21 protein-coding genes and 3 pseudogenes are annotated in these 25,954 nt (G+C 71.0%); 9 read left to right on the top strand and 15 right to left on the bottom strand.

Annotated features, from left to right (window positions below; all coding sequences use genetic code 11):
- Positions 1 to 31 precede the first annotated feature (31 nt).
- The 3 genes and pseudogenes from ACX28W_RS12765 to ACX28W_RS12755 form a co-directional block, all read right to left on the bottom strand.
- Positions 32 to 451, bottom strand: a complete 420-nt coding sequence (locus ACX28W_RS12765; protein ID WP_458999026.1) for an NUDIX hydrolase — start codon at positions 449 to 451, stop codon at positions 32 to 34.
- An 82-nt stretch (positions 452 to 533) separates the two neighbouring features.
- A pseudogene (locus ACX28W_RS12760) lies at positions 534 to 698 on the bottom strand (XRE family transcriptional regulator); the annotation flags it as partial.
- Between the two features lie 36 nt (positions 699 to 734).
- Complete coding sequence (locus tag ACX28W_RS12755) at positions 735 to 2,798, bottom strand: zinc ribbon domain-containing protein (protein ID WP_458999025.1); 2,064 nt, start codon at positions 2,796 to 2,798, stop codon at positions 735 to 737.
- A 117-nt stretch (positions 2,799 to 2,915) separates the two neighbouring features.
- Between ACX28W_RS12755 and ACX28W_RS12750 the strand changes: the two are divergent.
- The 3 genes and pseudogenes from ACX28W_RS12750 to ACX28W_RS12740 form a co-directional block, all read left to right on the top strand.
- Positions 2,916 to 3,560 (top strand): annotated as a pseudogene (locus tag ACX28W_RS12750) (MFS transporter); the annotation flags it as partial.
- 24 nt (positions 3,561 to 3,584) lie between these two features.
- Positions 3,585 to 3,719 (top strand): hypothetical protein, encoded by a 135-nt coding sequence (locus tag ACX28W_RS12745; RefSeq protein ID WP_458999024.1) that lies wholly within the window; start codon positions 3,585 to 3,587, stop codon positions 3,717 to 3,719.
- Positions 3,720 to 3,868: 149 nt separating this feature from the next.
- The gene (locus ACX28W_RS12740; RefSeq protein ID WP_362082650.1) at positions 3,869 to 4,075 is read left to right on the top strand and encodes a hypothetical protein; all 207 of its coding nucleotides are present in this window, start codon (positions 3,869 to 3,871) and stop codon (positions 4,073 to 4,075) included.
- 27 nt (positions 4,076 to 4,102) lie between these two features.
- On the opposite strand, the gene ACX28W_RS12735 is transcribed toward ACX28W_RS12740, so the two are convergent.
- The 4 genes from ACX28W_RS12735 to ACX28W_RS12720 all read right to left on the bottom strand — a co-directional run bounded on the left by ACX28W_RS12735 (position 4,103) and on the right by ACX28W_RS12720 (position 8,794).
- Positions 4,103 to 4,699, bottom strand: coding sequence for a TetR family transcriptional regulator (locus tag ACX28W_RS12735; RefSeq protein ID WP_458999023.1), 597 nt, complete (start codon positions 4,697 to 4,699; stop codon positions 4,103 to 4,105).
- Between the two features lie 26 nt (positions 4,700 to 4,725).
- Positions 4,726 to 5,730, bottom strand: coding sequence for an aldo/keto reductase (locus ACX28W_RS12730; protein WP_458999022.1), 1,005 nt, complete (start codon positions 5,728 to 5,730; stop codon positions 4,726 to 4,728).
- A gap of 221 nt (positions 5,731 to 5,951) precedes the next feature.
- Complete coding sequence (locus tag ACX28W_RS12725; RefSeq protein WP_458999021.1) at positions 5,952 to 6,869, bottom strand: DUF4394 domain-containing protein; 918 nt, start codon at positions 6,867 to 6,869, stop codon at positions 5,952 to 5,954.
- Between the two features lie 542 nt (positions 6,870 to 7,411).
- Positions 7,412 to 8,794: a glycine--tRNA ligase gene (locus ACX28W_RS12720; protein ID WP_458999020.1), complete on the bottom strand. Its 1,383-nt coding sequence runs from the start codon at positions 8,792 to 8,794 to the stop codon at positions 7,412 to 7,414.
- A gap of 131 nt (positions 8,795 to 8,925) precedes the next feature.
- Here ACX28W_RS12720 and ACX28W_RS12715 point away from each other — a divergent pair, with 131 nt between their 5' ends.
- From ACX28W_RS12715 to ACX28W_RS12700, 4 genes are read left to right on the top strand one after another with little or no spacing between them, the layout of a single operon-like run.
- The gene (locus ACX28W_RS12715) at positions 8,926 to 9,891 is read left to right on the top strand and encodes a metal ABC transporter substrate-binding protein (protein ID WP_458999019.1); all 966 of its coding nucleotides are present in this window, start codon (positions 8,926 to 8,928) and stop codon (positions 9,889 to 9,891) included.
- 16 nt (positions 9,892 to 9,907) lie between these two features.
- The gene (locus tag ACX28W_RS12710) at positions 9,908 to 10,675 is read left to right on the top strand and encodes a metal ABC transporter ATP-binding protein (protein WP_458999018.1); all 768 of its coding nucleotides are present in this window, start codon (positions 9,908 to 9,910) and stop codon (positions 10,673 to 10,675) included.
- The gene (locus tag ACX28W_RS12705; RefSeq protein ID WP_458999017.1) at positions 10,675 to 11,577 is read left to right on the top strand and encodes a metal ABC transporter permease; all 903 of its coding nucleotides are present in this window, start codon (positions 10,675 to 10,677) and stop codon (positions 11,575 to 11,577) included. Before ACX28W_RS12710 ends, ACX28W_RS12705 begins: the two co-directional genes overlap by 1 nt.
- Before the next feature lie 58 nt (positions 11,578 to 11,635).
- Positions 11,636 to 12,052, top strand: a complete 417-nt coding sequence (locus ACX28W_RS12700; protein WP_458999016.1) for a Fur family transcriptional regulator — start codon at positions 11,636 to 11,638, stop codon at positions 12,050 to 12,052.
- Between the two features lie 59 nt (positions 12,053 to 12,111).
- Here the strand turns inward: ACX28W_RS12700 and ACX28W_RS12695 are convergent, their stop codons facing one another.
- The 3 genes from ACX28W_RS12695 to ACX28W_RS12685 form a co-directional block, all read right to left on the bottom strand.
- On the bottom strand, positions 12,112 to 12,957 hold the full coding sequence (locus ACX28W_RS12695) for an isoprenyl transferase (RefSeq protein ID WP_458999015.1): 846 nt from the start codon (positions 12,955 to 12,957) through the stop codon (positions 12,112 to 12,114).
- Positions 12,958 to 13,008: 51 nt separating this feature from the next.
- Positions 13,009 to 13,755, bottom strand: a complete 747-nt coding sequence (gene recO, locus ACX28W_RS12690) for a DNA repair protein RecO (RefSeq protein ID WP_054235479.1) — start codon at positions 13,753 to 13,755, stop codon at positions 13,009 to 13,011.
- A gap of 259 nt (positions 13,756 to 14,014) precedes the next feature.
- Positions 14,015 to 14,230 carry a hypothetical protein gene (locus ACX28W_RS12685; RefSeq protein WP_362082623.1) on the bottom strand — a complete coding sequence of 72 codons (216 nt, stop codon included), beginning with the start codon at positions 14,228 to 14,230 and terminating at the stop codon, positions 14,015 to 14,017.
- Positions 14,231 to 14,548: 318 nt separating this feature from the next.
- Here ACX28W_RS12685 and ACX28W_RS12680 point away from each other — a divergent pair.
- Together ACX28W_RS12680 and ACX28W_RS12675 are read left to right on the top strand one after the other, a co-directional pair.
- A pseudogene (locus ACX28W_RS12680) lies at positions 14,549 to 15,382 on the top strand (helix-turn-helix domain-containing protein).
- A complete protein-coding gene (locus ACX28W_RS12675) occupies positions 15,364 to 15,558 on the top strand; it encodes a DUF397 domain-containing protein (protein WP_458999014.1) in 195 nt (64 codons plus the stop codon). Before ACX28W_RS12680 ends, ACX28W_RS12675 begins: the two are co-directional and overlap by 19 nt.
- A 23-nt stretch (positions 15,559 to 15,581) precedes the next feature.
- Here the strand turns inward: ACX28W_RS12675 and ACX28W_RS12670 are convergent, their stop codons facing one another.
- From ACX28W_RS12670 to ACX28W_RS12650, 5 genes are all read right to left on the bottom strand, one after another.
- Positions 15,582 to 16,475, bottom strand: a complete 894-nt coding sequence (locus ACX28W_RS12670) for an RNA polymerase sigma-70 factor (RefSeq protein ID WP_458999013.1) — start codon at positions 16,473 to 16,475, stop codon at positions 15,582 to 15,584.
- A gap of 72 nt (positions 16,476 to 16,547) precedes the next feature.
- Positions 16,548 to 17,726: an NAD(P)/FAD-dependent oxidoreductase gene (locus tag ACX28W_RS12665; RefSeq protein WP_458999012.1), complete on the bottom strand. Its 1,179-nt coding sequence runs from the start codon at positions 17,724 to 17,726 to the stop codon at positions 16,548 to 16,550.
- Positions 17,727 to 18,001: 275 nt separating this feature from the next.
- Positions 18,002 to 18,559 (bottom strand): hypothetical protein, encoded by a 558-nt coding sequence (locus ACX28W_RS12660; RefSeq protein ID WP_458999011.1) that lies wholly within the window; start codon positions 18,557 to 18,559, stop codon positions 18,002 to 18,004.
- 49 nt (positions 18,560 to 18,608) lie between these two features.
- On the bottom strand, positions 18,609 to 22,646 hold the full coding sequence (locus ACX28W_RS12655; RefSeq protein WP_458999010.1) for a CHAT domain-containing protein: 4,038 nt from the start codon (positions 22,644 to 22,646) through the stop codon (positions 18,609 to 18,611).
- Complete coding sequence (locus ACX28W_RS12650; protein ID WP_458999009.1) at positions 22,643 to 25,684, bottom strand: protein kinase domain-containing protein; 3,042 nt, start codon at positions 25,682 to 25,684, stop codon at positions 22,643 to 22,645. The genes ACX28W_RS12655 and ACX28W_RS12650 overlap by 4 nt, the downstream gene beginning before the upstream one ends.
- Positions 25,685 to 25,954: the final 270 nt, after the last annotated feature.

Below are 25,954 nucleotides of genomic sequence, written 5' to 3'. Positions count from 1 at the left end.
CCCCTGGCGCCGGGCCCCTAGCGCCGGGTCCCTAGCGCTGGGCGGAAAGAGCCTGCCGCACGATGTCCAGGTTGTAGGCGTCGATGTCGACGCTGTGCAGCTCCTCCGGGGTCAGCCACGCGTAGGACTGATCGGGCTCGGGCAGAGTGATGTGCCGGCTGAGGGGCCTCACCAGGAAGTTGTCCTGCCAGTTCTTGATCTCTCTGCCCTGGTACTCACTCACGAAGGACGATTCCCCGACCTTGCGGATGGCTTCGCCCAGCAGACCCGTCTCCTCCTTGAGTTCCCGCAGCAGGCCGTCCTCGGGCAACTCCCCCGGCTCCAGCTTTCCGCACGGCACGCCCCAGACCATGGGCAGGAATTTCTCTCTCGCGCTGCGCCGGACAACCAGGATCCGTCCGTGGAACATCGCCACCGCGGCCGCCAGCCGCCGGTCACCCGGGCTGTCCATACGGGCTCCTCGCTCGGGAGGTGTCGGACCTACGATTTTCCGCCGCGGACCGCGATCGGCGCCACCCCCACAGAGCCCGGTCTCAGGACTCGGTCCCGTCCTCCAGAGCAATGGCGTACAACTTCTCCAGCCCCTCGCGGGACTCCTCGTCGACAGGGGCGTACGTCACCATGCGGGCGCCCATGTCGGGGGCCAGCCACAGGTCGGTGTGGTCGAGGGTGAGGAGCCCGACGTGCGGGTTGAGGAACATAAGGACACTCTGGTACCAGCGTCACTGATGAGCTTAGGTTTTCCTGGGTGGGGCTGGGTTTTCGCCCCGGTGGAAAAGAGATCTCGGCTGCCGGTGCCTGGGCCCCCAGGGGGTGGCGTGGGCGTGCAGGTGGAAGCCTGCGCCGAGTCTGGCCCCGTACGGCTGGTGCCGTGCGGGGGTGCTCATCGTGTGCGGTGCCTGCCGCCCGCGCCACCGTTGGCTGCGGTGGGTGGGTGGCTGGGGCGTCCGCCCCGCCGGACGCTTTCCACCCGGTCCACCGGCGGCCGTGATCGGGGCCGGTGGTGTTGCGGGTGGGGCGGGGACCCTGCGTCGCTTCCTGGGCACAGGGCAGCTTCTCGTCGGCCCCGCCTTCGTCCGGTCCGCGGGCAGCACCTGCGGAGTGGACGGGGGTGGGGCCGGGTGGTGGGTGTGCCGGACCGGCTGGTCCAGCTCCTCGACCGTGCGGCGGAGCAGGTAGCTGCCCTCGGTACGGTTCAGGACAGTCTGGTGCTGGTGTTGGAGGCCGCGGGCGCCGATCCGCTGCCAGGCCGCGACATCACGGTCCGCGCTGTAACGGCAGGCCGGGTTCGGGCAGGTCGCCCACTTCCAACCGCGTTCCGCGCGGTCGGGGGCGGCGTGGTGACGGAAGACGGTCAGGCAGCGGGGGCAGTACTTCGACGTGCCCCGGGCGGGAACGATGACCACGGTGATGCCGTGCCGGGATGCGGCGTGGACGGTGGCGGTGACGATCTGACCGCGGACACTGGAGGACAGCCGGGTGTTGAGGGTACGGCCCTTGCCGCGGGCCTCCATGTCCCGCAAATCCTCAAGGTAGATGACGCTCGCCCCGGCGGTGCGCGCGTGGTCCACCATGAAACGGGCCGCAGTCTGGGCGAGCGCCCGGTTCAACCGTTCACGCCGTCGGCTGACCCACCAGTGCTCGGCCCGCAGCACAGCCCGCTTCGCCACATCCATCGCGTCGGGGCGCGACCCTTGGGTGTACTGGCCCTCGATGAGGGTGTCCAGGTGGGCGGCCTTGGTCCACAGCTGTTCGGCTTCGATGCGCAACCGGTCGGCCTTCGCCAGGGCACCGTCCACGCGCAGGAACACGGGACGGGCGTCGGTCAACACGACCGGCTGTGCCCCGCCGGTGAGGGTGAGGGTGCCGCCGGTGAGCAGGGTGTTCAGCCCGTAGTCGAACGCCACCGCACGGGTGTGACCGTCCCGCCGTGCCCTGGGCGCGGCGGCGGTGTGGGCGACGTCGAGGCGGATCCGGCCGTCGCGCAGGCGCAGGGTGGGGGCGTGCAGGGCGGCGGTCGCGTCGATGGTCGGCGGCAGCCGGAAACGCACGGTCACCGGATGCCAGTCGGCACGCGAGCGCGGGTCGGCACGGAGCGGCAGCCGCACCGTCAGCACCCCGTAGCGGGCGGGATCATCCTCGCAGCGGGTCAGCGTGGTCAGCTGTTTGTCCGCGGCCGCGAGGACCACCTGACGGCCGCCGCCCGGCGCCGCCTCCAGCTCGCACACATCCACCGGCATCCGGTGACGGGCGGCGACAAACCGCTGTACCTGGCGGGTGCGGCCCCGCAGCACCGACGCCGGCACGCCCTGACCGTCCGGACACGCGGTACGCAGCGCCTCCCACTGAGCCTCGGTACGCCCCAAAGGGTCAGAATTGTCCGCGGGCCAGGTGGCCAGCACCGCGTCCACGACCTGGGCACGCCACTGGGCCGAGCGCAGCACCCGTCCGGCCTGCTCCTCAGCGACCCTGCGGACCCGGTCCGGCACATACACACCCTCCGGAGCCACCGCCGTCCAGCCCAGGGTGCGCAACGCCATCCACGCGTTCGGCGGCAGCTTCTCCCCCGACGGAGCGCGCCCGGAAGCGAGCTGTTCGATCTCGGGCCGCGACCAGTGCGAGCCGATCACGGCGGCGGCCATCGACTCCACCAGGGCGGCAAGCCAGCCCACCCGTGCCGCGAGCGCCCCCGCACCCAGCACCTCACCCGTCACCGCGTCCAGGCCCCGGAACGCGGACGCGGTAGCACACGCGACCCGCTCCGCCTCCGCCTCACCCAGCACCACCTTCCGCCGCACACCACCCACCCCCCGCCCCAACCCGATGACTCACCTGTCCGACGATCGGACTGACATACCCAACGAACCCGACCCCACAAAGTCACACCCGACCGAGAACCACCCGCAAAAACCACAGCAACACCCAGGAAAACCAGACCAATCAACGCACCGCGCGTGACCCTGTTCGCGCTCACGTCGCTGCGCCGGGGCCTGGTGATGATCGTGCCGTTCGCGATCGGCTTCAGCGGCTTCATGTTCGTGATCGCGGTGGCATTGCAGCGGGGTGCGGGGCTCGGTCCGGTCCCGGCGGGGCTGGCGCTCGCTCCGATGGCGGTGGTCTTCTTCGTGGTGTCGCTGTGCGGGCCGCGGCTGGTCGCCCGCTACGGCACCCGGGTCGTCACCGCGGGCGGACTGCTCCAGGCGGTGGGCGTGGCGCTGCTGGCACTGACCGCATGGCGGTCCTGGCCGGACGTGGGTGTGTGGCAGCTGCTGCCGGGGGCCGCGGTGGCCGGCGCGGGCCAGGCGCTCCAACTCCCCGTCCTCTTCCGGATCATCCTCTCCGAGGTCCCGCCCGCCCGGGCCGGCGTCGGCAGCGGTGTCATGATCACCGTCCAGCAGTCGGCCCTCGCCCTCGGCGTGGCCACCTTGGGCACCCTCTTCCTGACCCTCGTCCCGGGCCACGGCATGCGGAACGCCCTCGTGACGACCCTCCTGGTCCAGCTGGCGGGCGTGGCCCTGACGACCGCGCTGAGCCTGCGGCTGCCACGCACGATCAGCTGAGCGCGCGCCGGGCGTCGCCGGTAGTTGGTACTCTGCCGGACCACCGACGACCTCTACACCTTCCTCAGCGACAAGGTCGGCGCCCTGACCGGCATCCACACGGCGGAAACCGTCCTGACACTCCGCCGCGTCAAAACCCTCACCACCGAACCCCGGTGACGCGCCGAATCGTGACGGCGGATGACGGCGCGGCTAACTCGCCGCCGAAGAACCCCCGTTGATCTTCACCATGCTGCACACTCCTTGCTGCGAACGCCTTGCCGGGCAAGTGGAGTGGTATCAGCTGAGCGGTAGCACCTGGAGGTGGCATGCTGCAGATCAACACGAGCAAGGTAAGCCGCTGGGACCAGCACGGCCGCGAGCACGTCGTACGCGTCCAACGTGCGGGTATGCAGCGCACGATCAGATGCGATACGTGCGGGTGGCGCAAGGGTGCGCAGTTCCTGCCGTGGCTGAAGGCCGAGGAACACCTGGCGGAGGCGCATCAGGCGACGGTGGATCCGTCGGAGGGATAGCCCCGAAGGGCTTCCGGGTCCGACGGATCAGCGGCGCAGCCCGCGCAGAACGAGGTCGACCACGGTGCTGAACTCGGCCTCGATACCAGGCTGTACCCACTCAGGGGCATAGCAGGGGTCGTGGAAGCGGTTCGTGGCGTCGAAGATCGCACGGGCCGTCGCGGCGGAATCGCCGTCCACGGCCACGAAGTCGCCCTCCAGTACACCGCGATGAATGATGCGCGTGAGCTGGTCGACGAGCTCGGCGACGTGCTCCTCGACCACGACGCTGGTCTCGTCGAGCAGCACCGAGTACGTGGCGAACAGCTCGGGATCGTCGCCCGCCTTGTGCCGCTTGGCGGTGAACAGTGCGCCCAGCCAATGCCTCAAGACCACCGGAGGCGTCGCGTCCCGCGTCCGGGCGATCTCGTCCAGCATCTGCGACGTACGGTCCAGCCAGCGCTTCGTGACTGCCTCCCGCAACACCGCCTTCGTGCGGAAGTGGCGGTAGACGCTGCCGTGGCTGACGCCGAGCGCGCGGGCCACGTCCACCACGGTGGCCTTGGCGGGGCCGTGGCGGCGCAGCACCTCCTCGGTCGCCTCGAGGATGCGCTCGGCGGTCAGTGCTTCCGTGGTCGGTGCCATGTCGAAGACCGTACCTGGCGGTACTGTCAGCGCTCCGTGCCGAGGTGCGACATCTGCGCCTGCGGGTAGCGGTCGCCGGCCGCGGCACCCTCCGGCACGGCCTCCTCGATGGCGGCGAGGTCGTCGGCCTCCAGCGTGACATCGAGGGCTCCGAGCGCCTCGGTCAACCGGTCCGGGCGGCGGGCACCCACCAGCGGCACGATGTCCTCGCCGCGCGACAGCACCCAGGCGATGGCGATCTGCGCCACGCTGACCCCCTTCTGCTCGGCGACCTTGCGCAGCGCGTCGACGAGGTCGAGGTTGTGCTGCAGGTTGTCGCCCTGGAAGCGGGGGCTCATCCCGCGGAAGTCGTTTGCGGCCAGCTGCCGGTCGCGGGTGAAGTGCCCGGAGATCAGACCGCGCGACAGCACGCCGTACGCGGTGATCCCGATGCCCAGCTCACGGGTGGTCGGCAGCACCTCGTCCTCGATGGCGCGGGAGATCAGGGAGTACTCGATCTGCAGGTCAGAGATGGGGGCGGTGGCCGCGGCCCGGCGAATGGTGTCGGCGCCGACCTCACTCAGGCCGATGTGCCTGACGTGCCCCTTCTCGACGAGTTCAGCGATCGCGCCAACCGTCTCCTCAATGGGTACACCGGGGTCGAGCCGCGCGATCCGATAGACGTCGATGTGGTCGACCCCGAGCCGCTGCAGAGAGTACGCGGCGAAGTTCTTCACCGCGGCGGGGCGGCCGTCGTATCCGCTCCAGCCGCCGTCCGGGTCGCGCAGCGCACCGAACTTCACGCTGGTCAACGCCTGCTCGCGCAGGGCCGCGGGGGCGGTGCGCAGGGCCTCGCCGATCAGCATCTCATTGTGGCCCATGGCATAGAAGTCGCCGGTGTCGAGCAGGGTCACGCCCGCTTCGAGAGCGGCGTGGATCGTCGCGATGGACTCGGCCCGGTCCGCGTCGCCGTACAGAGCGGACATGCCCATGCAGCCGAGGCCGAGGGCGGAGACCTGCGGGCCGGTGGTTCCGAGGGGGCGGGTGCGCATGAGGACTCCTTGGGATTCCCGGGCGGGACGCCGCGCCGGGTGGGGATGTCGTACATCCACCATGGCATGACAGCTGACAGATTTCAATATCTGTCAGCTGTCATCCGTTACCTGTCAGCTGTCATCTGTCATCCGTTACCTGTCAGCCGTTACCTGTCAGCCGTCATCCGATATCCGCCAGCCGTCATGCGCAGGGTGCAGGGTGCAGGGTGCAGCCAGACTCAGCCCTGCCGCAGCGGAATCGCCAGGTCCACCACCTGTCGCCCACCCGGGAACGAACCAACCGAAGTCGCCTTCCCCGTCAGCAGGTTGACCCGGAACACCTGGCCGCCCGTCACCGCGTACCCCGTGTTCGTGCCGCTGCGCGCCGAGCTGTAGATGTCGAAACCGGAGTTGAGCGGTGCGTCGATGCCGAGTTTGCCCGTGGGGGCGAGGTTGCCGGCGTTGGCGGGCGACTGGACCGAGACCTGATCGAGGGAGGTGTCGAGGTCGAACAGGGTCGTGGCCGTCGTCGCGTCGAGGTCGTTGTTCGTGTACGCGGCTCCCGTCACGCCGAGCGCGGTGGCGCCGGGGTTCGGGGGCACCGGCGGGTTGGTGAGGGTGCCGTCGACGGCGGTGGTGCCCGCGGCGGGGGCGCCCGCCGGGTCGTCGAGGTTGTGCCGGAGGTTCTGCCCGGTGTCGCTGATGACGCGCAGCCGGTTGGCGGCGGGGTTGAAGTCGACGCCGAAGGCCTTGCCCTGGGGGGCGACGGTGAGCTGCGAGACCTTGGTGGCGCGGGCGCCGGCCTCGCGGAGGGTGTAGATGCCGCCGCGGTCGCCGACGCCGTACAGCTTGTTGTTCTGCACGCGGTAGTCGATGCCGATCAGCTTCGCGTCGCCCTTGAGTCCGCTGACCGCGCCGAGCGGGACGGCGACCTTGGGCCGGTCGACCCGGAAGCTGACGAGCCGCTGGTCGGAGGTGAGCCCGACGGCCACGAGCCGGTCGGCGGCCGCCGCGCCGGGAAGCCCGGCCCCCAGGGCCGCCTGCGACCCTACGGCCGTACGGTCCGACCGCTGCCCCCCGTCGCTCGCCGCGACGTAGCCGACGGTCCCGATGGCCAGGGCCAGGGTCGCGGCGCCGATGACTGCCTGCTTGCGCATGATGCCCCCGTGAAGGTCCGGCGGCCCACCCCCTGCGGGCCGCGTGACCTGTTCTTCGGAGCGCCGCGGGGCCTGGATTGCAAAACCCCGGTTCCGTTACATCCGTTACGGACGTGACGAAACCGGGACACCTGAGAGCGGAGACCGCGCCCCCCAAGGGGATGCCGTTGGGCAATTCGGGGCCCGACGTCGGCCCGGGTGCTGTGCGCGAACCCGTCATGACCGGCTGACCGCCCGGGGCCCGGCGGTCGGTAGCGTCGGCGTCCATGAACAGTGCTGAACTGACTGACGCCGTCGAGGACTTCGGCCGCCTGGTCGCTCTCGGGTTGGTAGCTGCTCACCAAGGAGTGCATACGAGGCCGGATGCGTGTCGCCGCCCCGGGGTTGAGAACGCCGGGACAACGTCGGCCTTCACGACCACAACCAGGTCGTGAAGGCCGACGTCACGCGGGCCCCGAATGGAACAACGGCGGCTAAGGGGCGCGAGGCGCGACCAGCCGCGGGCGGCCCGCAGTCGCAAAGCCGCCCGTCCCGCTGAGCGCCTAGCAGCCGATCAGTCGGCTGGCCAGGTACCCCTCGATCTGGTCGAGGGACACGCGCTCCTGCTTCATCGTGTCGCGCTCGCGGACGGTGACCGCGTTGTCCTCGAGCGTGTCGAAGTCGACCGTGACGCAGAACGGCGTACCGATCTCGTCCTGGCGGCGGTAGCGGCGGCCGATGGCGCCGGCGTCGTCGAAGTCGATGTTCCAGTTCTGGCGCAGGGCGGCGGCCAGGCCCTTGGCCTTGGGCGACAGCTCCGGGTTGCGGGACAGCGGGAGAACCGCGACCTTGACCGGCGCGAGGCGCGGGTCGAGGCGCAGGACCGTGCGCTTCTCCATCTTGCCCTTGGCGTTCGGGGCCTCGTCCTCGACGTAGGCGTCCAGCAGGAACGCCAGCATCGCGCGGCCGACACCGGCGGCGGGCTCGATGACGTACGGAGTCCAGCGCTCGCCGGCCTCCTGGTCGAAGTAGGAGAGGTCCTGGCCGGAGGCCTTGGAGTGGGCGCCCAGGTCGTAGTCCGTCCTGTTCGCGACGCCCTCGAGCTCGCCCCACTCGTTGCCGCCGAACTGGAAGCGGTACTCGATGTCGGCGGTGCGCTTGGAGTAGTGCGAGAGCTTCTCGGCAGGGTGCTCGAACCAGCGCATGTTCTCTTCGCGCAGACCGAGGCCGGTGTACCAGTTCCAGCGCTCCTGCATCCAGTACTCCTGCCACTTCTCGTCCTCGCCCGGCTTGACGAAGAACTCCATCTCCATCTGCTCGAACTCGCGGGTGCGGAAGATGAAGTTGCCGGGCGTGATCTCGTTGCGGAAGGACTTGCCCATCTGCGCGATGCCGAACGGCGGCTTGCGGCGGGAAGTCTGCTGCACGGAGGCGAAGTTGGTGAAGATGCCCTGCGCGGTCTCGGGACGCAGGTAGGCGACGGAGCCGCTGTCCTGGGTGGGACCGAGGTGCGTGGAGAGCAGGCCCGAGAACTGCTTGGGCTCGGTGAAGGTGCCCTTGTTGCCGCAGTTGGGGCAGTTGAGGTCGGCGAGGCCGGTCTCCGGGGGGCGGCCGTGCTTCGCCTCGTAGGCCTCCTCCAGGTGGTCGGCGCGGTAGCGCTTGTGGCAGAAGGTGCACTCGGTGAGCGGGTCGGTAAAGGTGGCGACGTGACCCGACGCGACCCAGACCTCGGTGGCCAGGATCACCGACGAGTCGATACCGACGACGTCCTCGCGGGAGGTGACCATGTAGCGCCACCACTGGCGCTTGATGTTCTCCTTGAGCTCGACGCCGAGCGGGCCGTAATCCCAGGCGGCGCGCTGTCCACCGTAGATCTCACTACAGGGGAAAACGAAGCCACGGCGCTTGCTCAGGCTGACGATGGTGTCGATCTTGTCGGCGGCCACGGTGCTCTCTTCATTACGAACGGACGGGAGCGAATGATTCAGGTTACCGGCGCCGCCCACCCCTGTATCAAATCGGTTCGCAACCCAGGGCTTGTTGACAATCGTTTCCAGATTTGTTGAAAATGAGTGTCATGAACGTACGACGACGTCTTATATCCGGGTCCGCCGCGCTGGCAGCCACCGTCCTCGGTCTCGGAGCCCTCTCCGCCTGCTCCTCGGACAGCAGCGCCGCGGACGACAACGGCAGCGGGAAGCTCGACGTCGTGGCGTCGTTCTACCCCATGCAGTACCTCGCCGAGCAGATCGGCGGTTCCCATGTGAACGTCTCGAATCTGACCGAGCCCGGCCAGGAGCCGCACGACCTGGAGATCAGCGCCAAGCAGACCGCGCAGCTCCAGGAGGCGGACGCCGTCCTCTACCTCAAGAACCTGCAGCCGGCCGTCGACGACGCCGTGGCGCAGTCCGAGGTCAAGACCAAGATCGATGCCACCTCGCTGACCAAGCTGGAGGAGCACGGCAGCGAGGTCGGCGGGCACGCGGCCGAGCACGACGACGAGCACAGCGAGGAGGAGTCCGGCCTCGACCCCCACATCTGGCTCGACCCGGTGAAGTACGCCGAGGTCGCCGAGGGTGTCGGCAAGGCCTTCGAGAAGGAGGACCCGGACAACGCGGCGGACTACCAGAAGAACACCGCGGCGCTGGTCAAGAAGCTCGACGGCCTCGACACCCAGTTCGAGACCGGGCTCAAGAACACCAAGACCAAGGTCTTCATCACCACCCACGCCGCCTTCGGCTACCTCGCCGAGCGCTACGGCCTCACCGAGGAGGCCATCACCGGCCTCGACCCGGAGTCGGAGCCGAGCGCGAACCGCGTGAAGGAACTTGAGACGATGGCGAAGGCCGACGGCGTCTCCACGGTCTTCTACGAGACGCTCGTCAGCGACAAGACCGCCAAGACCATCGCCTCGGACGCGAACCTCAAGACGGACGTCCTCGACCCGATCGAGGGCATCACGGACAAGTCCAAGGGCAGCGACTACATCCAGGTAATGGAATCGAACCTGAAGGCGTTGCAGACAGCGTTGGGCACCAAGTGATCTCCAGGAGGACCGCGTGAGCGAGCCCGTCATATCCCTGCGCGGCGTACGTGCCGAGCTGGGCTCGCGCCCCGTCCTGCGGGGTATCGACCTCACCGTGCACGGTGGTGAGGTCGTCGCGCTGCTCGGCGCCAACGGCTCCGGCAAGTCGACCGCCATACGCACCGTCATCGGCCAAGTACCGGTCAGTGACGGCGAGATCGAGATCTTCGGTACCCCGCGGCGCCGCTTCCGCGACTGGAAGCGCGTGGGCTACGTCCCGCAGCGCACCACCGCCGCGGGCGGCGTGCCCGCGACGGTGACCGAGATCGTCGCCTCCGGCCGGCTGTCCCGGGCCCGCTTCGGCGTGCTGCGCAAGGCCGACCACGACGCCGTACGAGGGGCCCTCGAGCTCGTCGGCATGGCGGACCGGGCGAAGGACTCCGTCAACGCCCTCTCCGGCGGCCAGCACCAGCGCGTACTGATCGCCCGCGCCCTCGCCTCCGAACCCGAACTGCTGATCATGGACGAGCCGATGGCGGGCGTCGACCTGGCGAGCCAGGAGGTGCTGGCGCAGACGCTCAGGGAACAGGTGGCGGCCGGTACGACCGTCCTGCTCGTCCTGCACGAGCTGGGCCCCCTGGAGCCGCTCATCGACCGCGCGGTCGTCCTGCGCGACGGCTGCGTCCTGCACGACGGCCCGCCCCCGCGCGCGGTCGGCCAGCACGCGCTGCCCGGCCACGACCACGTACACCCGCACGCGGCTCACGACGCCGAACCCATCCGGACGGGACTGCTGAGCTGATGGAAATCCTCGACTACGCCTTCATGCAGCGGGCCCTGCTCGCCGCCGTCCTGGTCGGCATCACGGCCCCCGCGATCGGCATCTACCTCGTCCAGCGCCGCCAGGCGCTCATGGGGGACGGCATCGGCCACGTGGCGATGACCGGCGTCGGCCTCGGCTTCCTGCTCTCCACCTCGCCGGTGTGGATGGCGACGGCGGTCGCGGTGGTGGGCGCCGTCATCATGGAGCTGATCCGCTGGTACGGCAGGACCCGCGGCGACATCGCCCTCGCCATGCTCTTCTACGGAGGCATGGCGGGCGGTGTGATGCTGATCAACCTCGCGCCGGGCGGCTCCAACGCCAACCTGAACTCGTACCTCTTCGGCTCGCTGTCGACTGTGTCGGCGGAGGACGTGACGGCGATCTGCGTGCTCGCCGCCTTCGTGGTCCTGGTCACCCTCGGTCTGCGCCGGCAGCTGTTCGCGGTCAGCCAGGACGAGGAGTTCGCACGGGTCACGGGCCTGCCGGTGCGTGCCCTGAACCTGCTCACCGCCGTCACGGCGGCGGTCACGGTGACGGTCGCGATGCGCGTCGTGGGCCTGCTCCTGGTCAGCGCGCTGATGGTGGTCCCGGTGGCGGCGGCGCAGCAGCTCAGCCGTAGCTTCGCGGCCACGTTCGCCATCGCGGTGGCGATCGGCGTGAGCGTGACCCTCGGCGGCACCGTGACGTCGTACTACCAGGACGTGCCGCCCGGTGCGACGATCGTGCTGCTGACCATCGGCGTGTTCATCGCGCTCACCATGCTGGCGACACCACTCGCGCGGCGCCGGGCGCGGGCCGCGGCGGCGGCGCAGGCGGCCGGGGACCCGGCGGAGTGCGCGATTCCGGCCACGCGTGGCCCCGAACGCAAGGTCGGCGTCTGACCACGCACAGTCCGGGCTGGCACAATGGCCCGGCAAGGGCAGACGCGAGGAGGCAACGGTGACAACCGCTGGATCGCCCGTTCGGGGCCGTTCCACCCGGCAGCGTGCCGCCGTGGCGGCGGCGCTCGACGAGGTGGACGAGTTCCGCAGTGCGCAGGAGCTCCACGACATGCTCAAGCACAAGGGTGACTCCGTCGGGCTCACCACCGTGTACCGCACGCTGCAGTCGCTCGCCGACGCCGGCGAGGTCGACGTGCTGCGCACGTCCGACGGCGAGTCCGTGTACCGCCGCTGCTCCACCGGCGAGCACCATCACCACCTCGTCTGCCGCGTCTGTGGCAAGGCGGTCGAGGTGGAGGGGCCGGCCGTGGAGACATGGGCTGAGGCGATCGCGACGGAGCACGGGTATGTGAACGTCGCGCACACGGTGGAGATTTTTGGTACGTGTGCGGAGTGCGCCGCCGGTAAGGGGTAAGGGCGCGCGTTTCTGTCTGCGGGTTGTAGGGGCGCCCCTGTGGGCGCCCCTTTTCACGTCTACTCCGGGCGGCCCTTCATGGCCTCTTCCATCGCGAGGAGTTCCTCGTTCGGGACGGCGCCGCCGAAGCGGCGGTCTCGGGAGGCGTACTCGATGCAGGCGCGCCACAGGTCACGGCGGTCGAAGTCGGGCCACAGGACGTCCTGGAAGACCATCTCGGCGTAGGCGCTCTGCCAGAGCAGGTAGTTGGAGGTGCGCTGCTCACCGCTCGGGCGCAGGAACAGGTCGACGTCCGGCATGTCCGGGTAGTAGAGGTACTTCGTGAAGGTCTTCTCGGTGACCTTGGACGGGTCGAGGCGACCGGCCCTGACGTCCTCGGCGAGGGCCATCGCCGCGTCGGCGATCTCGGCTCGGCCGCCGTAGTTCATGCAGAAGTACAGGGTCAGCCGGTCGTTGTCCTTGGTCTGCTCCTGGGCGATCTGGAGCTCCTTGGCGACCGACTTCCACAGCTTGGGCATACGGCCCACCCAGCGCACCCGGATGCCCAGCTCGTCGAGCTGGTCGCGGGTCTTGCGGATGAAGTCGCGGTTGAAGTTCATCAAGAAGCGCACCTCGTCGGGCGAGCGCTTCCAGTTCTCGGTGGAGAAGGCGTACAGGGAGATGTTCCGCACGCCGATCTCGACCGCGCCCTGGAGCACGTCGAGGACACGCTCGGCGCCGACCTTGTGCCCCTCGGTGCGGGGCAGCCCGCGCTCCTTGGCCCAGCGGCCGTTGCCGTCCATGACGATCGCCACGTGGTCGGGGACCAGTTCGCCAGGGAGCTTCGGCGCGCGGGCGCCGGACGGGTGCGGCTCCGGTGCCCTGTACTCCCGACGCTGCCGCCCCAGAAACCCGCGTACGACCATGTGCCTCTCGTCTCCTTCTTGCTTCTCTTGCTTCTCTTGCTTCTCAGCGTCTTACTTCTCGACGTATCGGAGGGAGCGCAGTCCGCGCTCCAGATGCCAGTGCAGATAGGCCGACACCAAGCCGCTGCCCTCCCTGACATACCGCGGCTCGCACGCGTCCGCGGTCTCCCAGTCTCCCGTCAGCAGCGCGCCGAGCAGTTCGAGGGCCCCCGCCGAGGGTACGACGCTGCCGGGCACCCGGCAGTCGACGCAGACGGAACCTCCCGCCGCGACCGAGAAGAACCGATTCGGTCCCGGCATCCCGCACTTCGCGCAGGCGCTGAAACTGGGCGCGTAGCCGTTCACGGCGAGGGAGCGCAGCAGGAAGGCGTCGAGGACGAGGTGCGGCTCGTGTTCGCCCCGGGCGAGGGTGCGGAGCCCCCCGACGAGCAGCAGATACTGCTGCACGGCGGGCTCCCCCTCGTGGTCGGTGAACCGCTCGGCGGTCTCCAGCATGGCCGTACCGGCGGTGTATCGCGCGTAGTCGGTCACGATCCCGCCACCGTACGGAGCGATCGTCTCGCTCTGCGTGCACAGCGGCAGCCCGCGCCCGATCAGCTCACTCCCCCGCGCGAAGAACTGCACGTCCACATGCGAGAACGGTTCGAGCCGGGCCCCGAACTTCGACTTGGTCCGCCGCACCCCGCGCGCCACGGCCCGTACGCGCCCGTGACCGCGCGTGAGCAGGGTGATGATCCGGTCCGCCTCACCCAGCTTCTGGGTGCGCAGCACGATGCCGTCGTCGCGGAACAGACTCATGGGGCCCATTCTCGCCTACGGGAGGAGGGGCGAGGGCGGGACCCGTACGGTTCCCCGCCGCTGCCGCCCAGGCCGTGGCTGCGGCCCTTGCACCCAGCGCGCTCCGGCAGGTCCACCACTCGGCAGCGGGCGATACGGAGGGCGCCCCGCTTTACGTCATGACAGCGGCGTCTCCCCCCCCACCCCAGGGGTGTCGGAAACCGTGAACACTTCGGGGGAAAGTGTTCACGGCTTCCGAGGAGGGTGCGCTGGAGGGAGGTCAGGGGACCTCGCCGCGGCTGCGGGCGTTCGCATACGCCGTGGCCGCGCACAGCCGCTCCGCCGCGGTCGCGGCGCGCACCGCGTCCAGGGCGCAGTCCCACTCCTTCCCGCCGCCCAGCGGTCTCAGCTGTACGTACGGTCCCTCGTGCCCCATGACCGTGCCCACCTTCCCGGTACGCACGTCCACCGCGTACGAGCCGATCGGCGGCCTCACCGCAGCGCCGCCGCGAGCCGGGCCGCGACCTCGACGCAGCAGCCGCCCAATTCGATCCGCGGACAAGGCGCCTCTCGCGCCAAACTCGCCGGGTCGATCCGTAGTGACGGCAACGTAATTCCGGCGTTCGTGAGCGCCGCCCGCAATTCCTTCACCGTTACCTCCGCCTCTTCGACGCGGTGCGCCGAGTGTTGTGCCCTCACCGTGCTCCCCTTCTTTATGAGTTTCACGCTTCGCATCTCCAGTGTGACCCTCTGCATCTACACTCGACAGGATTCCGTCCTCTACAAGTGCGAGGCAGTGCAGGGGGGTTGACCTGTGGCCAACGGTTCGCGGCAGGCAGCGTGGGAGTTCTTCGGAACCGAGCTGAAACGACGCCGGGAGGATGCCGGTTTCACTCAAGTGGAGTTGGGGGTAAGGGTTTTCGTCTCCGGTGGTTATATCGGACAGTTCGAACAGGCTATTCGGAAACCACAGTTGGACGTGGCCCAGCGAATCGACGAACTCCTGCAAACCGGAGGCTTTTTCGAACGCACGTGGCGAAAGCTGATTGACGACAAACGGTATGCGGATTATTTCGCGTAGGTGGTGGAGCTCGAGCGGACGGCGACGAAGATCTCGACGTTCGCGCCGACTCTCGTGCCGGGCCTGTTGCAGACGGCGACCTACACGCGTGCGGTGATGCTGGCGAGCAACCCCTTCGTCACCGACGAGTACATGGACGAGAAGGTGACGGCCCGAAGGGAGCGGGCGCAGATGCTGGACGACGCTACCGGGCCGGTGTACTGGTCGATCCTGCATGAGCACGTGCTGAAGATTCCGGTCGGCGGTGCCGCAGCGATGGCCGAGCAACTCGACCACATCGCGAACCTGGTACGACAGCGGCGAGTACTGGTCCAGGTGCTGCCCTACTCGGTGGGGGCGTACCCCCTCATGGGTCGCATGGTGCAGCTCATGGAGTTCGAGGACGCTCCGGCAACTGCCTATACAGAGGCGGTGTATTCGGGGAACCTGCTGGACGATCCGGCCCTGGTTAAGCAGGTTCAAGGGACTTACGATCTGCTCAGGGCCGCCGCACTGCCGCCGGCGGAGTCCCTGGCCCTGATCGAATCGGCGGCGGAGGAGCACAGACGATGCGCGAGTACGAACTGAGCCTCGCTCAGTGGCGCAAGAGCAGCTACAGCGATGACAACGGCGGCGAGTGCCTCGAGGTAGCCGACGGAGTCCCCGGCGTCGTCCCCGTACGTGACAGCAAGGTCCCGACTGGCCCCGTTCTGCTGGTCGGCCCGCTCGCCTGGACGGAGTTCATCGGCGCCGTAAGGGCGTGACCTTTACCCCGGCCCTCAACGCTTCAGGGCAGCGCCAAGCTGTTGTCGGGGGTCAGGCCGCTGAGCTTTTCGGGGTTGACCTGGAAGCGCAGGTTCTGGATGCGGCCGTCGACGAGGTCGAACGAGAGGGCGCCGACTGTGTGTCCGCCGAGGGTGGCCAGGACGCCGAGCTCGCCGTTGATGATGGCCGGCTCCATGGTCAGCGCGGCCAGTTCGGGCTTGGCCAGGAAACCCACGATCCAGCGCGCGACGTGGTCGGTGCCGTGGAGCGGGCGGCGGGCGGCGGTGACCTTGCCGCCGCCGTCGGACCAGGCGGTGACCTCGGGGGCGAGCAGTTCCATGACGGCGTTCAGGTCGCCGCCCGCGCAGGCCTCCATGAACTGGGCGGTGACCTGCCGGCGCCGGGTCTGGTCGGCGTCGAAGCGGGGGCGGCGGGCCTGGACGTGCGCGCGTGCGCGGTGGGCGATCTGGCGGACTGTCGGCTCGGGGCGTTCGAGGGTCTCGGCGATCTCGGCGTGCGAGTAGCCGAAGACCTCGCGGAGCAGGAAGACGGCGCGTTCGACGGGGCTGAGGGTTTCCAGGACGACCAGCATCGCGGTGGAGACGCTGTCGGCCAATTCGGCCTCCGCGGCGATGTCGGGGGAGGTCAGCAGGGGTTCGGGGAGCCACGGCCCGACGTAGGTTTCGCGGGTTGCCCGTGCGGAGGTGAGGCGGTTCAACGAGAGGTTGGTGACGGTGCGCACCAGGTAGGCCTTGGGGTGGCGGATCGCGTCGCGGTCCGCGGTACTCCAGCTCAGCCAGGCGTCCTGGAGGACGTCCTCGGCGTCGGTGACGCTGCCCAGCATGCGGTAGGCGGTGGCGAACAGCAGCCTGCGGTGTTCGATGTACGGGTCCGGCTCGTCCCTGGCGTCGACCATCGGCTTATGCTGCCAGCGCCGTAACCAGGGCGGCAAGGCCCGAGATCATGGCGCTGGGAGCCGATGTGCCCGTCATGCCGCGGGCTTGCGGGTGGCGCGGCCGCCCTTGGAGACGATGGTGGTGACGTTCATGCGCTTGCTGAACCGGTAGGTCTTGAGCGGGCTGCCGCTGACCATCTCCTTGTACGCGACGGCGCTCCGGCCGGTGAGGTGCGTGCGGCGGGGGGTGTCGTCGGCCTTGGTGAACTGGATGACGGCATCACGGCGGCCGAGGCTGACCGGCTGATGGAAGTAGCCGAAGCGGAACGGCTTGACGGCCTTGCCGCGCACGAGCCGCGCGATGGTGTCGGCGGTGTACTGGGCGGTGGGCAGGCCGCTCTGGCAGGTGCCGTGGATCTGTCCCCAGGCCAGACGGACGGCGGCGGCGTCGCCGATGGCGTGGATCTCCGGGTGGGAAACCGAACGCAGGGTGGCGTCGACCAGGATGAGGCCGCGGTCGTCGGTGGCGATCCCGGCGGCGGCGGCGAGCGGCGACACCTTGACGCCGGTGGTCCACAGGCAGGCGTCGGAGCGGACGAGCCGGCCGTCGGCCAGTTCGACGGCGTCGGGCAGCACCTTGGTGACGCGGGCGCCGGTCTCAAGAGTGACGCCGAGGCGGTCCAGCGCGCCGTGGAGGTAGGCGCGGGCCTTGGCGCCCATCATGCCGCCGGGCTCGTCCAGGCTGATCAGCGTGACGTCCAGGCCGGGGTGGCTCTCGGTGATCTCGGTGGCCGCCTCGATGCCGGTCAGGCCGCCGCCGCAGACGGTGACCGTGCCGCCGGACGCGGCGACCTCGGTGAGCCGCGCGGCAAACCGACCGGCGATCTCCGGGTTGTCGAGGGTGAACGCCCGGGTGTCGGCGCCGGGGACCTTGCCGGTGTCGGTCGAGCTGCCCAGCGAGTAGACGAGCGTGTCGTACCCGAGAGTCTCGGCGCCGTCGACGGTGATCTGCCGGGCCTCGGGGTCGATGGCGGTGGCGGTGCCCTGGACGAACGTGACGCCGGTCCCGGCGAGCAGGTCGGGGATCTGGTGGTCGGCCAGCTCCTGCCCGGCGGCGATCTGGTGCATCCGCAGCCGCTCGACGAACCGGCTCGAGGGGTTGACCAGGGTGATCTTCACGTCGGTCCGGCGGGTGCGGTGGGCCAGCCGGATGGCACTGAACAAGCCCGTGTAGCCGGCGCCGAGGACGACGATGCGGTGGCCGTTGTTCATCGGATCTCCCAAGGTCGGGCACCGGCTTCGGTGCCGGTGACGCCCATCGGACAGACAACCCGCACCGGACGTGACAGGCCGCCGATGTGAACCACGTCACACCGGGTGCACCGTTGGCGTGCCGGCAAGAACCCGTCGGTTGCCTCGCTGCACCGGGCCCGGCCGAGGCAGAGCAGGGTCACTTCCCCAACTCCCTCTTCCGATCGGCCACGTACTCCGCGTGAGGGTGGATCCGCAATGCCGAACCCGCCGCCTTCACTCATACGAGACTGCGCTCACCCGTGGGACGGCCCGGTCACCCCCAGGTCCGTGCGCATGGTCGCCCGCATCCGGGACAGGTTCTGCCAGCCCTGCTTGATCGCGTCCCGTACGGTCGCGAGGTCGTCGCCCTCGCGGGCCGTGCCGTGGGTGAGGCGGGCCAGGGTGCCGTAGGCGGAGCCGAGGCCGCTGTCGACGCGTCTCACCTCCGCCAGCACCGTGTCCGGCACAATCATCTGGGCCTCGGCGTATCGGCGGCGGTAGTCCACGCGGGCCGTCTCGACCGTGGCGAGGGAGTCCTGCGCGTCGTATCCGATGCGCAGCACGTGGGCGTGGTCGTTCAGTGTCGCCAGGTAGTGGCGGGCGGCGGCGTTGAACTCCGTGTACGCCGCCCGCCGGGCCTCCCGGCCCGACTCCGCGCGCTGCGCGGTGAGTTCGGCGAGGCGGGTGCGTTCGAGGCGCTCCCACTCCTCGCGGCGGGACGCGTCACCGCGGCGCTGGGTCAGCCAGGCCGAACCCAGCGTGCCGCCCACGCCCACCACCGCCACCAGCAGGCCCGTCAAGGCCGAGTCCATCACGCCTCCCCCGTACCACCAGCCATGGCCGTACAGCCGTACAACCGCACTAGTGTCCCTGACAGGCGAAGGCCGCCCACAGTTCCAGGGCGGCCGGATCTCCGTCGTGGAGGATGTCGGCGATCGCGCGGGGCATGTCGTCGGGGATCACTCGGTCGGGGTTCAGCAGCCACAACTGGGCCTCGCGCAGCGCCCGTACCGGGGTGGCGCCGGTGCGGAGGCGGTCGTGGAAGACGTACATCATGAGGCCGGTGAGGCCGTCGGGGACCTCCCATCGCGAGCCGACGACCCCGGTGGCCCCGGCGGCAAGGAAGGCCGTGGAGAGGGTCAGGGCCTCGTCGAAGTCGCCGGTGGCGTGGTCGCTGACGCAGGCGTCGAGGACGACCAGGCCGCCGGGGGCGCCGGGCGGGCGGCCCCGGGCCTGGCGGAGGATCTCGCGGACCGGCAGCCGTCCGGTGCCGCCCTCCGCGGGCGCCAGCAACAGGCATGCGTCCAGGGGGGAGTTGCCGGACGGGCGGGCGTGGCAGGCCAGGTGGAGGACGGAGGCGCCGGCGCCCTCGCGGCCCGGGAGTGCGGCCAATACCTCGGCGGGGCTGCCGGGACCGGACGCGCGGCGCACCTTGCCGAGGAGTTGGCCGCCCGGGTAGAGAGCGGTGTGGATCTGGCGGGCCTCGGTGGTGGCGCCGGGCAGCGTGCCGTCGGGGTTGCCGACGATGACCGGGCGGGCGTCGAGCGGCAGGCGGGGGCGGCCAAGTCCCTCGTGGAGCTGGCGGGCGGAGGCCGCGTAGGAGAGGGCCAGGCGTTCGACGGCGCGGACGGGGCGGGTGCCGTGGCGTCGGCCGCTGCTGAGCAGGGCGGCGTGCCAGGGGATCCCGCCGAGGTCGCCGAACGGGACAAGGACCAGGTGGGGTTCGGGGCCTGCCTGCTGGATCAGGGGTGAGCGGGTGAGCGGGGCCATCACCATCGGGCCGGCCCAGTCGCACAGTTCCTCCAGCGCGGAGCGCCAGCGGACGTGTGCCGCCTCCTGGGCTTCCAGGTCGGCGGGCTGTCGGTCCAGTGCGGCCTGGCGGCGGCGGTGGGCCTCCCGGTAGGTCTCCAGGACGTCGAGGCCCTCGTGCCGCAGCAGGCCGAAGTCGACCGTGCCGACATCGGCTTCGTGGGTGACGACGACCGCGGTGCCGGCGCGACCGCCGCCGGGCGGCAGGAGGTAGACGAGCGCGTGGGCCTCGGCCCGGCGCAGGGCGGCGGCGATCTCGTCGACCGTGGGCGGGGTCATCAGGGCGGCGCCCGTACGGGAGCGGGCCAGGGCCGTGAGCGTACGCTGCCGCAGGTCGTCGGGGAGCGGCAGCTCGGCCCCCTCGCCGAGCGCGCCCAGCAGCGAGCCCGGACCGTCCAGCAGCTCCGCCACGTCGATCGGGGCCGGTGCCCGGCGGCTGCCGCCGCCCTCCCACTCCTCGGCCAGGTCCGTCCGGTCGGCCTCGCGCAGCAGGGCGGGCACGTCGGCGGTGGTCGTGGAGGCGTGGAGCACCTGCCCGCGGCCCAGCTCCAGGGCCTCCACGGCACCGGCCAGATCGTCGTCCGCCAGACACCAGCGGGCAATCTGCAGCGCCCGGTCGGAGGCGGTGCGGGCCATCTGGAGCGCCGGTTCCGCGGCGGCCTGGAGCAGTACGACGGTGGCCGCCTCGCGCAGCCCGGCGACACCCGTGCGTCGCCCGGCCTCGTCGTCGCCGGGGGCCGAGCGGGCCCGCAGGGAGTCGGCGAGGACGTTGGTGAGGAGGGTGCCGACCGGGGACGGGGCACGGTCCGTCATGTGTACGCGGGCCGCGCGGGCCACCTCGATCGCCCGGTCGGCGTCGGCGGGAGCACGGGCGTGGAGGAAACGGTTGTGGCACAGGATCGCGTACAGCCCGCTCGCCCGGAGTCCCTCCTGGCTCTCAGGTGCCACGGCGGCGATGACGTCGCGCAGCATCTTCTCCGCCGACTCGACACCCCGCTTGTTGTAGGGCGTGAACGAGGTCATCAGCACCGCGCCCGCCGTCCGCAGCAGCAGCCTGGGCCGCTCGGGGTGGCCCTCGGGCAGCGCCTCCACGGTCTCCGACATGAGGACGAGCCCGTCCAGGCGGTCCCGCGCGGTGCCGCCGTAGAAGGAACGCACCATCAGCATCAGGCCGAAGTCCGCGTCGAGCGGGAGGCGCCCCGGGTCGTCCTCGTCGAGGGAGTCCCGCAGCCGGCGCATGGACTCGACGGCCGCCGCCATCCCGGGCTCGGAGCGGGTGTTGATGGCGAGCATGAACTGCAGCTGTGCGAGGCCGTGTTCGAGGTACGGCCGGTCCCGCTCGACCAGGTACAGATCGATGGGCACGCCGGTGTCGCCGCCGTCGAGGACGGCCCTGACCTCCTGCATGTAGCGGGTGGCGGTCTCCAGGTCCTGGAGGTCCCCGCGCGTCTGGTAGCGCTGGTAGAGGTTGACGGCCAGGTTCTGCAGGTACACCACCCGGTTCACGTCGTCGACGGCCGTCTGCCGGAACGCCGCCGTCAGATGGCGGATCGCCGCGTCCAGGTCGTCGGCGGAGTTGGACAGGGCGTGGCGCTGGCTGAGCGCGGCGGCGTACGCCCCGTGGGCCTGCGAGCCGAAGCCCGGCGTCGCGGACGGCACCCGCATGGACTCGTTCAGCACGGCGATCGTGCGGTCGACGCCCTCCAGGTCGCCGCGGCCCCGGTCGTCCCGCACGATGGCGGCGTGCGCGAGCTGGTTGAGCAGGTCGCTGCGCATCGGGTCGTCGGGCGGGTACAGCTCGACGGCGCGCTCCAGGTGGCGCAGGGCCTCGTCGTTGTCGTACCGCGTGGGATGACGCTCGTGCAGGGTGTTCAGCAGACAGCCGAGGACGGCGTGGCTCGGCGGGCGCAGGCCGTCGTCGTCGGCCAGGCCGTCGAGGGCCTCGCTCAGGAGCCCGACGGCCTCCTCGTTCTCCGCCGTGGGCGCCGAACCGGGCCCGGCCGACTCGTCCCGCTCCGCGAGGGCCGCGCCCAGCATCGCCGCCGCCTGGGCGTGGTAGGGGCCCTCGGGGTCGAGGAGGCGGTGCAGATCGCGCAGCCGCGCGAGGTACGCCGGGCGGTCCTCGGGCCGTACGGGGCCGCCGCCGCGCTCGCGGTAGACGTCGACCAGGTGGCCGGCGGCGAAGATCCGGGCGGAGTGCTCGTCCGGGACGGTCGCGGCCAGCAACTCAAGGTGGTCGTGGGCCTGTCGGACGTCGGCGGCCTCGGGGGACTCCTGGAGCAGCTTGACCAGCCGTACCCGGGCGTCGATCTCCAGTTGGTCGGCCTCGTCCGCCCAGGAGCCCGCACCGGTCTCGGCGGGCTCCCAGCCGGGCGGGCGCAGCGCGTCGAGCACCGCCTCCAGGACGGCCGCCGCGTCCCGCAGGTCGTCGGGGGCGCGGTCGCGGTCGTAGCGGTCGGCGAGCGCGCAGCCGTAGGTGACGAACAGGCCGGGGTGGAGATCTTCGTCGAGCAACGGCATGCCGTCGTCGAAGGCGGTGAGGGCCTCGTCGAGGTCGTCGGGGCGGGCGTCGGGGACGGCTGCTTGTCGTACGTCCTCGGCGTCCTCGGCATCGAGAGTGCCCTCGGCGTCCTCGGCAGCGAGCGTGTCCTCGTACCGGGAGTGCAGCAGCAGGCCGAGGCGTACGCAGGCGGTGGCGTACGCCTCGGCGTCCTGCGGCAGGGTGGCTCGGCCGAGGTCGAGCAGGTCGGCCGCCGTGCGCCGGATACCGGGCGGATCCTGGACGCCGTAGGCCTCGCCGTGCCCGGCCAGGGCCTGCCAGTACCCCACCGAGAGGGTGAGGCCCAGCAGGAACCGGACGCGGGCCAGCGCGGCCGGGTCGGCGTCGGCCGCCTGCCCCTCCAGCAGGTCCCGGGCGCGCAGCAACACGTCCCGACACCGCCGCCACGAACCGCCCGCCTCCTCGGGGCGATCCTGCTCGTCATGGTGTTCGAGCAACCGCTCGGCGTGGTCGAGCAGTTCGAGCGGTCCGGCGCCGGGAGCGATCTCCGGGGGGCCGGGCACGGCAACCGGCGGAGGCGGGCTGGTCATCGCGCGGCTCGCCGGGTGCGGCGTACGGCGAAACCGGCCGCGTAGAGGCTCAGCGGCAGGGCCAGCAACAGGGCTGCCCAGAACGACGCGTGTCCCCAGGTGGTCGCGAACTCGGTGAACAGGTCGGGGAGTACAGGCATGCTCACGGCGCGGGCGGGCTCCACCGGGGGCGGCCAGAGGCCGAGCGCGACAACCACGACGACGGCCCACTTCAGCACCCGGCGAGCGGCGGCGGGCGAGCCCAGCGCGGCCAGCCCGCAGACTCCGGCGCAGGCGAGGACGTACTGCGACTGGTACGAGGCGCCCTGCTGCCCGGTCCCCCAGGAGGCGAGGGTGGGGTGCTCCCCGGTGAACGCGACGCGTACCTCGACCGCCGCCCACAACAGGGTGACCAGCGTGAGCAGGGCGGCGAGGGCGAACAGGGCGCGGTCTCGGGTACCGAGCGGGCCGGTGCGCCAGCGCGTCGGGTTCTGGTAGGGGCGCCGGGGCAGGCCGGCGCGGGCCCGGCGCTGCTCGGCTCGTTCGCGCCGGAGCCTGGTCTGTTCCCCCTCCGCGGTGCCGGCCTGGCCGAGCAGCCATCGGGCGAGGCTCATGAGCAGCAGGCAGGCCACCGGGAGGACGAGCAGGGCCGTGACGCCGTTCCAGCTGTGCCAGCCGCCCAGCAGGTGACGCATGCGCTCGGTCAGCCAGTCGGGAGCGTGCAGCGGGTCGAGCGGGGGCAGGTCCGGGCGGGCGTAGCCGACGTACGCCGCGAGGGCCGCCCCTATCGGCAGCAGGCGTGCGGAGACCCGGGCGGGGGCCGCCGCGAAGGCCACCGCACCGGCCAGCGCCACCGCGCACAGGCCGGTCTGGGTCGCCGCGGCGGCGTCGACAGCGCGGGCGAGCGGCGCGGTGAGCGTGTCGGCGGGGTCCAGAGCGTCCCAGCCGAGCCCGGTGTCGTGGACGAACCGGAGCATCGCCCCGGACCAGATCAGCAGCCAGAGCATCGCGAACAGCGCGGCCGCGGCGGCCAGTCGCCGTGCCAGTGGCCGCCAGGCGGTGGACCACCATTCGCCGAGGGTGACCGCGTGGTCCTGCCCGATCGCGTCGGCGCGCAGCACCCGCGGCAGCAGTACGGCCGCGGCGACCAGCGCCGCCCGGCCCGATACCGTCCGCACGTCGCCGCCCGCCGCCCGCCGGTGCAGGTCGGCCCAGCGCCTCAGGAACCCGGTGTCCTGCCCGCGGCGGCTCAGTGTGGCGCCCAGTCGGTGGCGCAGCGCGCCCAGTCCGGCCAACGCGGCGAGCACACCCACCGGCGCCTTCGCGATGAGCGAGGCGAGCGGGGCGGGCAGTCCGGTGAGCGGGCGGAGGGCCTGCCCCCGCTGCCCGGGGTGCGCGATCAGCGCGGCGGCCAGGCCGTACGCGGCGTTCGTCTCGCGCGCGTCGGGGTCGCCGCCGTTACCGTTGCCGCCCCGGCGGCCCAGCGTACGGGCCCGGTTGCGGACCTCCTCGATCGTGCGGGGCAGTTCGTCGGCGAGGGTGAGCAGCACCTCGCAGCGGCCCTCGGCGCACTCGGGGTGGGCGCAGCGGAAGCCGGCCGCGATGGTCGGCACGTTCGCCTTGAGCAGCTCGTCGACGAACGCGACCGCGCCCTGCCCCTGGGCGATCCGGGCGATGCCGTCCGCGTCGACGCGACGGCCCCGGTACTGCGGTGACGCGGTGGGCGCGAAGACGGCGACGAAGGCGAGCGCGGCGACGGCGGCCCGGATCGGCCGGTCCGGGCCGCGCTTGAGGGCGAGCAGTTGGCCGCTGTCGTACGAGGTGTCCTTGAGGTCGTCGCGCAGCCAGGCCGCCAGCCGTGGGCCGTCCTCGCCCATGAGCCAGTCCGCGGCCTCCTGGGAGTGCTGGGCCATCGCGGCGGCGAGGCTCTCGGCCTCGTGGTGGGCGGTGCCACGGAAGGTGATGGGGCGGTTGGCGTGGCGGGCGGTGGGTGCGGTGGGCGGGGCGTCCGGCCTGATGACGGGCGGCTGTTCGCCCTTGAGCCAGCGGCGTACCTCGGCCGCGGTCCAGCGGTCGTCGGGGTCCTTGGTGAGCAGGCCCTGGAGCAGCAGGTTCTGCTGGGCGTCAGTGACGGCGGACAGGTCGACCTCGTTGTTGAGGATCAGTCGCCTGGTCCAGGCCTCGTCGGTGATGCGGGCGTCGTCGCCGAGGACGTAGAGGGGGCGTCCGGTGAACACCTGGTAGAGGACGAGGCCGAGGGTCCACCAGGGGGTGGCCTTCAGGTTCTGGTTGACGATCTGTTCGGGCGCCATGTAGAGGGCGGTGATCTGGAAGTCGCGGTAGCTCTGGCTCGCGGTGAACCGTGCGACGCCGCCGAAGTCCGCGACGACGAGCTGGAACCGGCCGCCGTTCCTACCGCCGCTCTTAGCGCCGTTGCTCGGTCTTACGAGGATGTTGGCGGGCTTCAGGTCCAGGGGGTTGCGGTCGATGCGGGTCTGCCAGAAGTCCAGCAGCTCGGCGAGTTCACGTACGGTCCGCTCGGTCTGCGCCCGGTCCTCGCGCGGTTTTCCGTCGCGCAGTCGCCGGGTCAGATGGTCCTCGAACGTGAGGGGCAGATACTCCATCGCCACCCAGCCGCACACGGTGGGGCCGATCGCGATGTCACCGAACTCGTGGATGCGGGGCACGTGTCGGCGGAACTCGGGGGTCGCGAGGTGTTCCAGGGTGTCCATGTCCATGGCCTGGCCCGGGTGCGCGATCTTCACCGCCGCGTCGGTGCCGTCGGCGAGCCGCCGCACGTGCCAGACGGTGCCCTCGCTGCCGGCGCCGGCGATGTTGTGGGGCTCGTAACGGTCGAGCAGGGCCTGGGGGAATTCGGCGCGGGCGGTGTTGTGGGCCTCGCGGCGGGTGGGCGGGTCGGTGTGGCGGGGGTGGACGACACGGGGCGGGGCATCGGGATTCGCGGGCTTGGCCGGGGGGCGCTGTTTGCGCGTGGGCGGGCTCGGGGGGACGACGCCGGGGGCCTGGGCCTGTTGGCGTGTCGGGGGGCTCGCGGGCATCGGAGGGGTCTCGGGCTTCGGGGGTGTGGAGCCCGTCCCTTGCACGCGGGTCGGGGGGCTCGGCGGTAGAGCGCCTGAGCGCTGCTTGCGGGTCGGCGGGCTCGGTGGCTTTCGCGGCGGCTTGGCGGGGCCTGCCGGTTCCTCGGTCGAGTTGTCGGCCATGCGGGGTCCTCGAAGGGGTACTTGGTGCCCGGCGCGCTGCCGGGCGTCGTGGCGTCGTACGAATACGGGTGACGGTGGTTCAACGAGTGCGGCGGTGCGGTGGCGTCG

The organism is Streptomyces sp. SD15 (assembly GCF_054462255.1).
Note: the sequence above shows the minus strand (reverse complement) of the source record. Positions and strands in the feature narration are given on the sequence as shown.

Coding starts and splice junctions, on each gene's coding strand:
- ACX28W_RS12715 (WP_458999019.1), top strand. CDS start 8,926: ATGAACGTACGACGACGTCTTATATCCGGGTCCGCCGCGCTGGCAGCC.
- ACX28W_RS12735 (WP_458999023.1), bottom strand. CDS start 4,699: ATGGCACCGACCACGGAAGCACTGACCGCCGAGCGCATCCTCGAGGCG.
- ACX28W_RS12765 (WP_458999026.1), bottom strand. CDS start 451: ATGGACAGCCCGGGTGACCGGCGGCTGGCGGCCGCGGTGGCGATGTTC.
- ACX28W_RS12705 (WP_458999017.1), top strand. CDS start 10,675: ATGGAAATCCTCGACTACGCCTTCATGCAGCGGGCCCTGCTCGCCGCC.
- ACX28W_RS12725 (WP_458999021.1), bottom strand. CDS start 6,869: ATGCGCAAGCAGGCAGTCATCGGCGCCGCGACCCTGGCCCTGGCCATC.
- ACX28W_RS12650 (WP_458999009.1), bottom strand. CDS start 25,684: ATGCCCGCGAGCCCCCCGACACGCCAACAGGCCCAGGCCCCCGGCGTC.
- ACX28W_RS12740 (WP_362082650.1), top strand. CDS start 3,869: ATGCTGCAGATCAACACGAGCAAGGTAAGCCGCTGGGACCAGCACGGC.
- ACX28W_RS12695 (WP_458999015.1), bottom strand. CDS start 12,957: ATGGTCGTACGCGGGTTTCTGGGGCGGCAGCGTCGGGAGTACAGGGCA.
- ACX28W_RS12675 (WP_458999014.1), top strand. CDS start 15,364: ATGCGCGAGTACGAACTGAGCCTCGCTCAGTGGCGCAAGAGCAGCTAC.
- ACX28W_RS12665 (WP_458999012.1), bottom strand. CDS start 17,726: ATGAACAACGGCCACCGCATCGTCGTCCTCGGCGCCGGCTACACGGGC.
- recO (WP_054235479.1), bottom strand. CDS start 13,755: ATGAGTCTGTTCCGCGACGACGGCATCGTGCTGCGCACCCAGAAGCTG.
- ACX28W_RS12655 (WP_458999010.1), bottom strand. CDS start 22,646: ATGACCAGCCCGCCTCCGCCGGTTGCCGTGCCCGGCCCCCCGGAGATC.
- ACX28W_RS12660 (WP_458999011.1), bottom strand. CDS start 18,559: ATGGACTCGGCCTTGACGGGCCTGCTGGTGGCGGTGGTGGGCGTGGGC.
- ACX28W_RS12670 (WP_458999013.1), bottom strand. CDS start 16,475: ATGGTCGACGCCAGGGACGAGCCGGACCCGTACATCGAACACCGCAGG.
- ACX28W_RS12730 (WP_458999022.1), bottom strand. CDS start 5,730: ATGCGCACCCGCCCCCTCGGAACCACCGGCCCGCAGGTCTCCGCCCTC.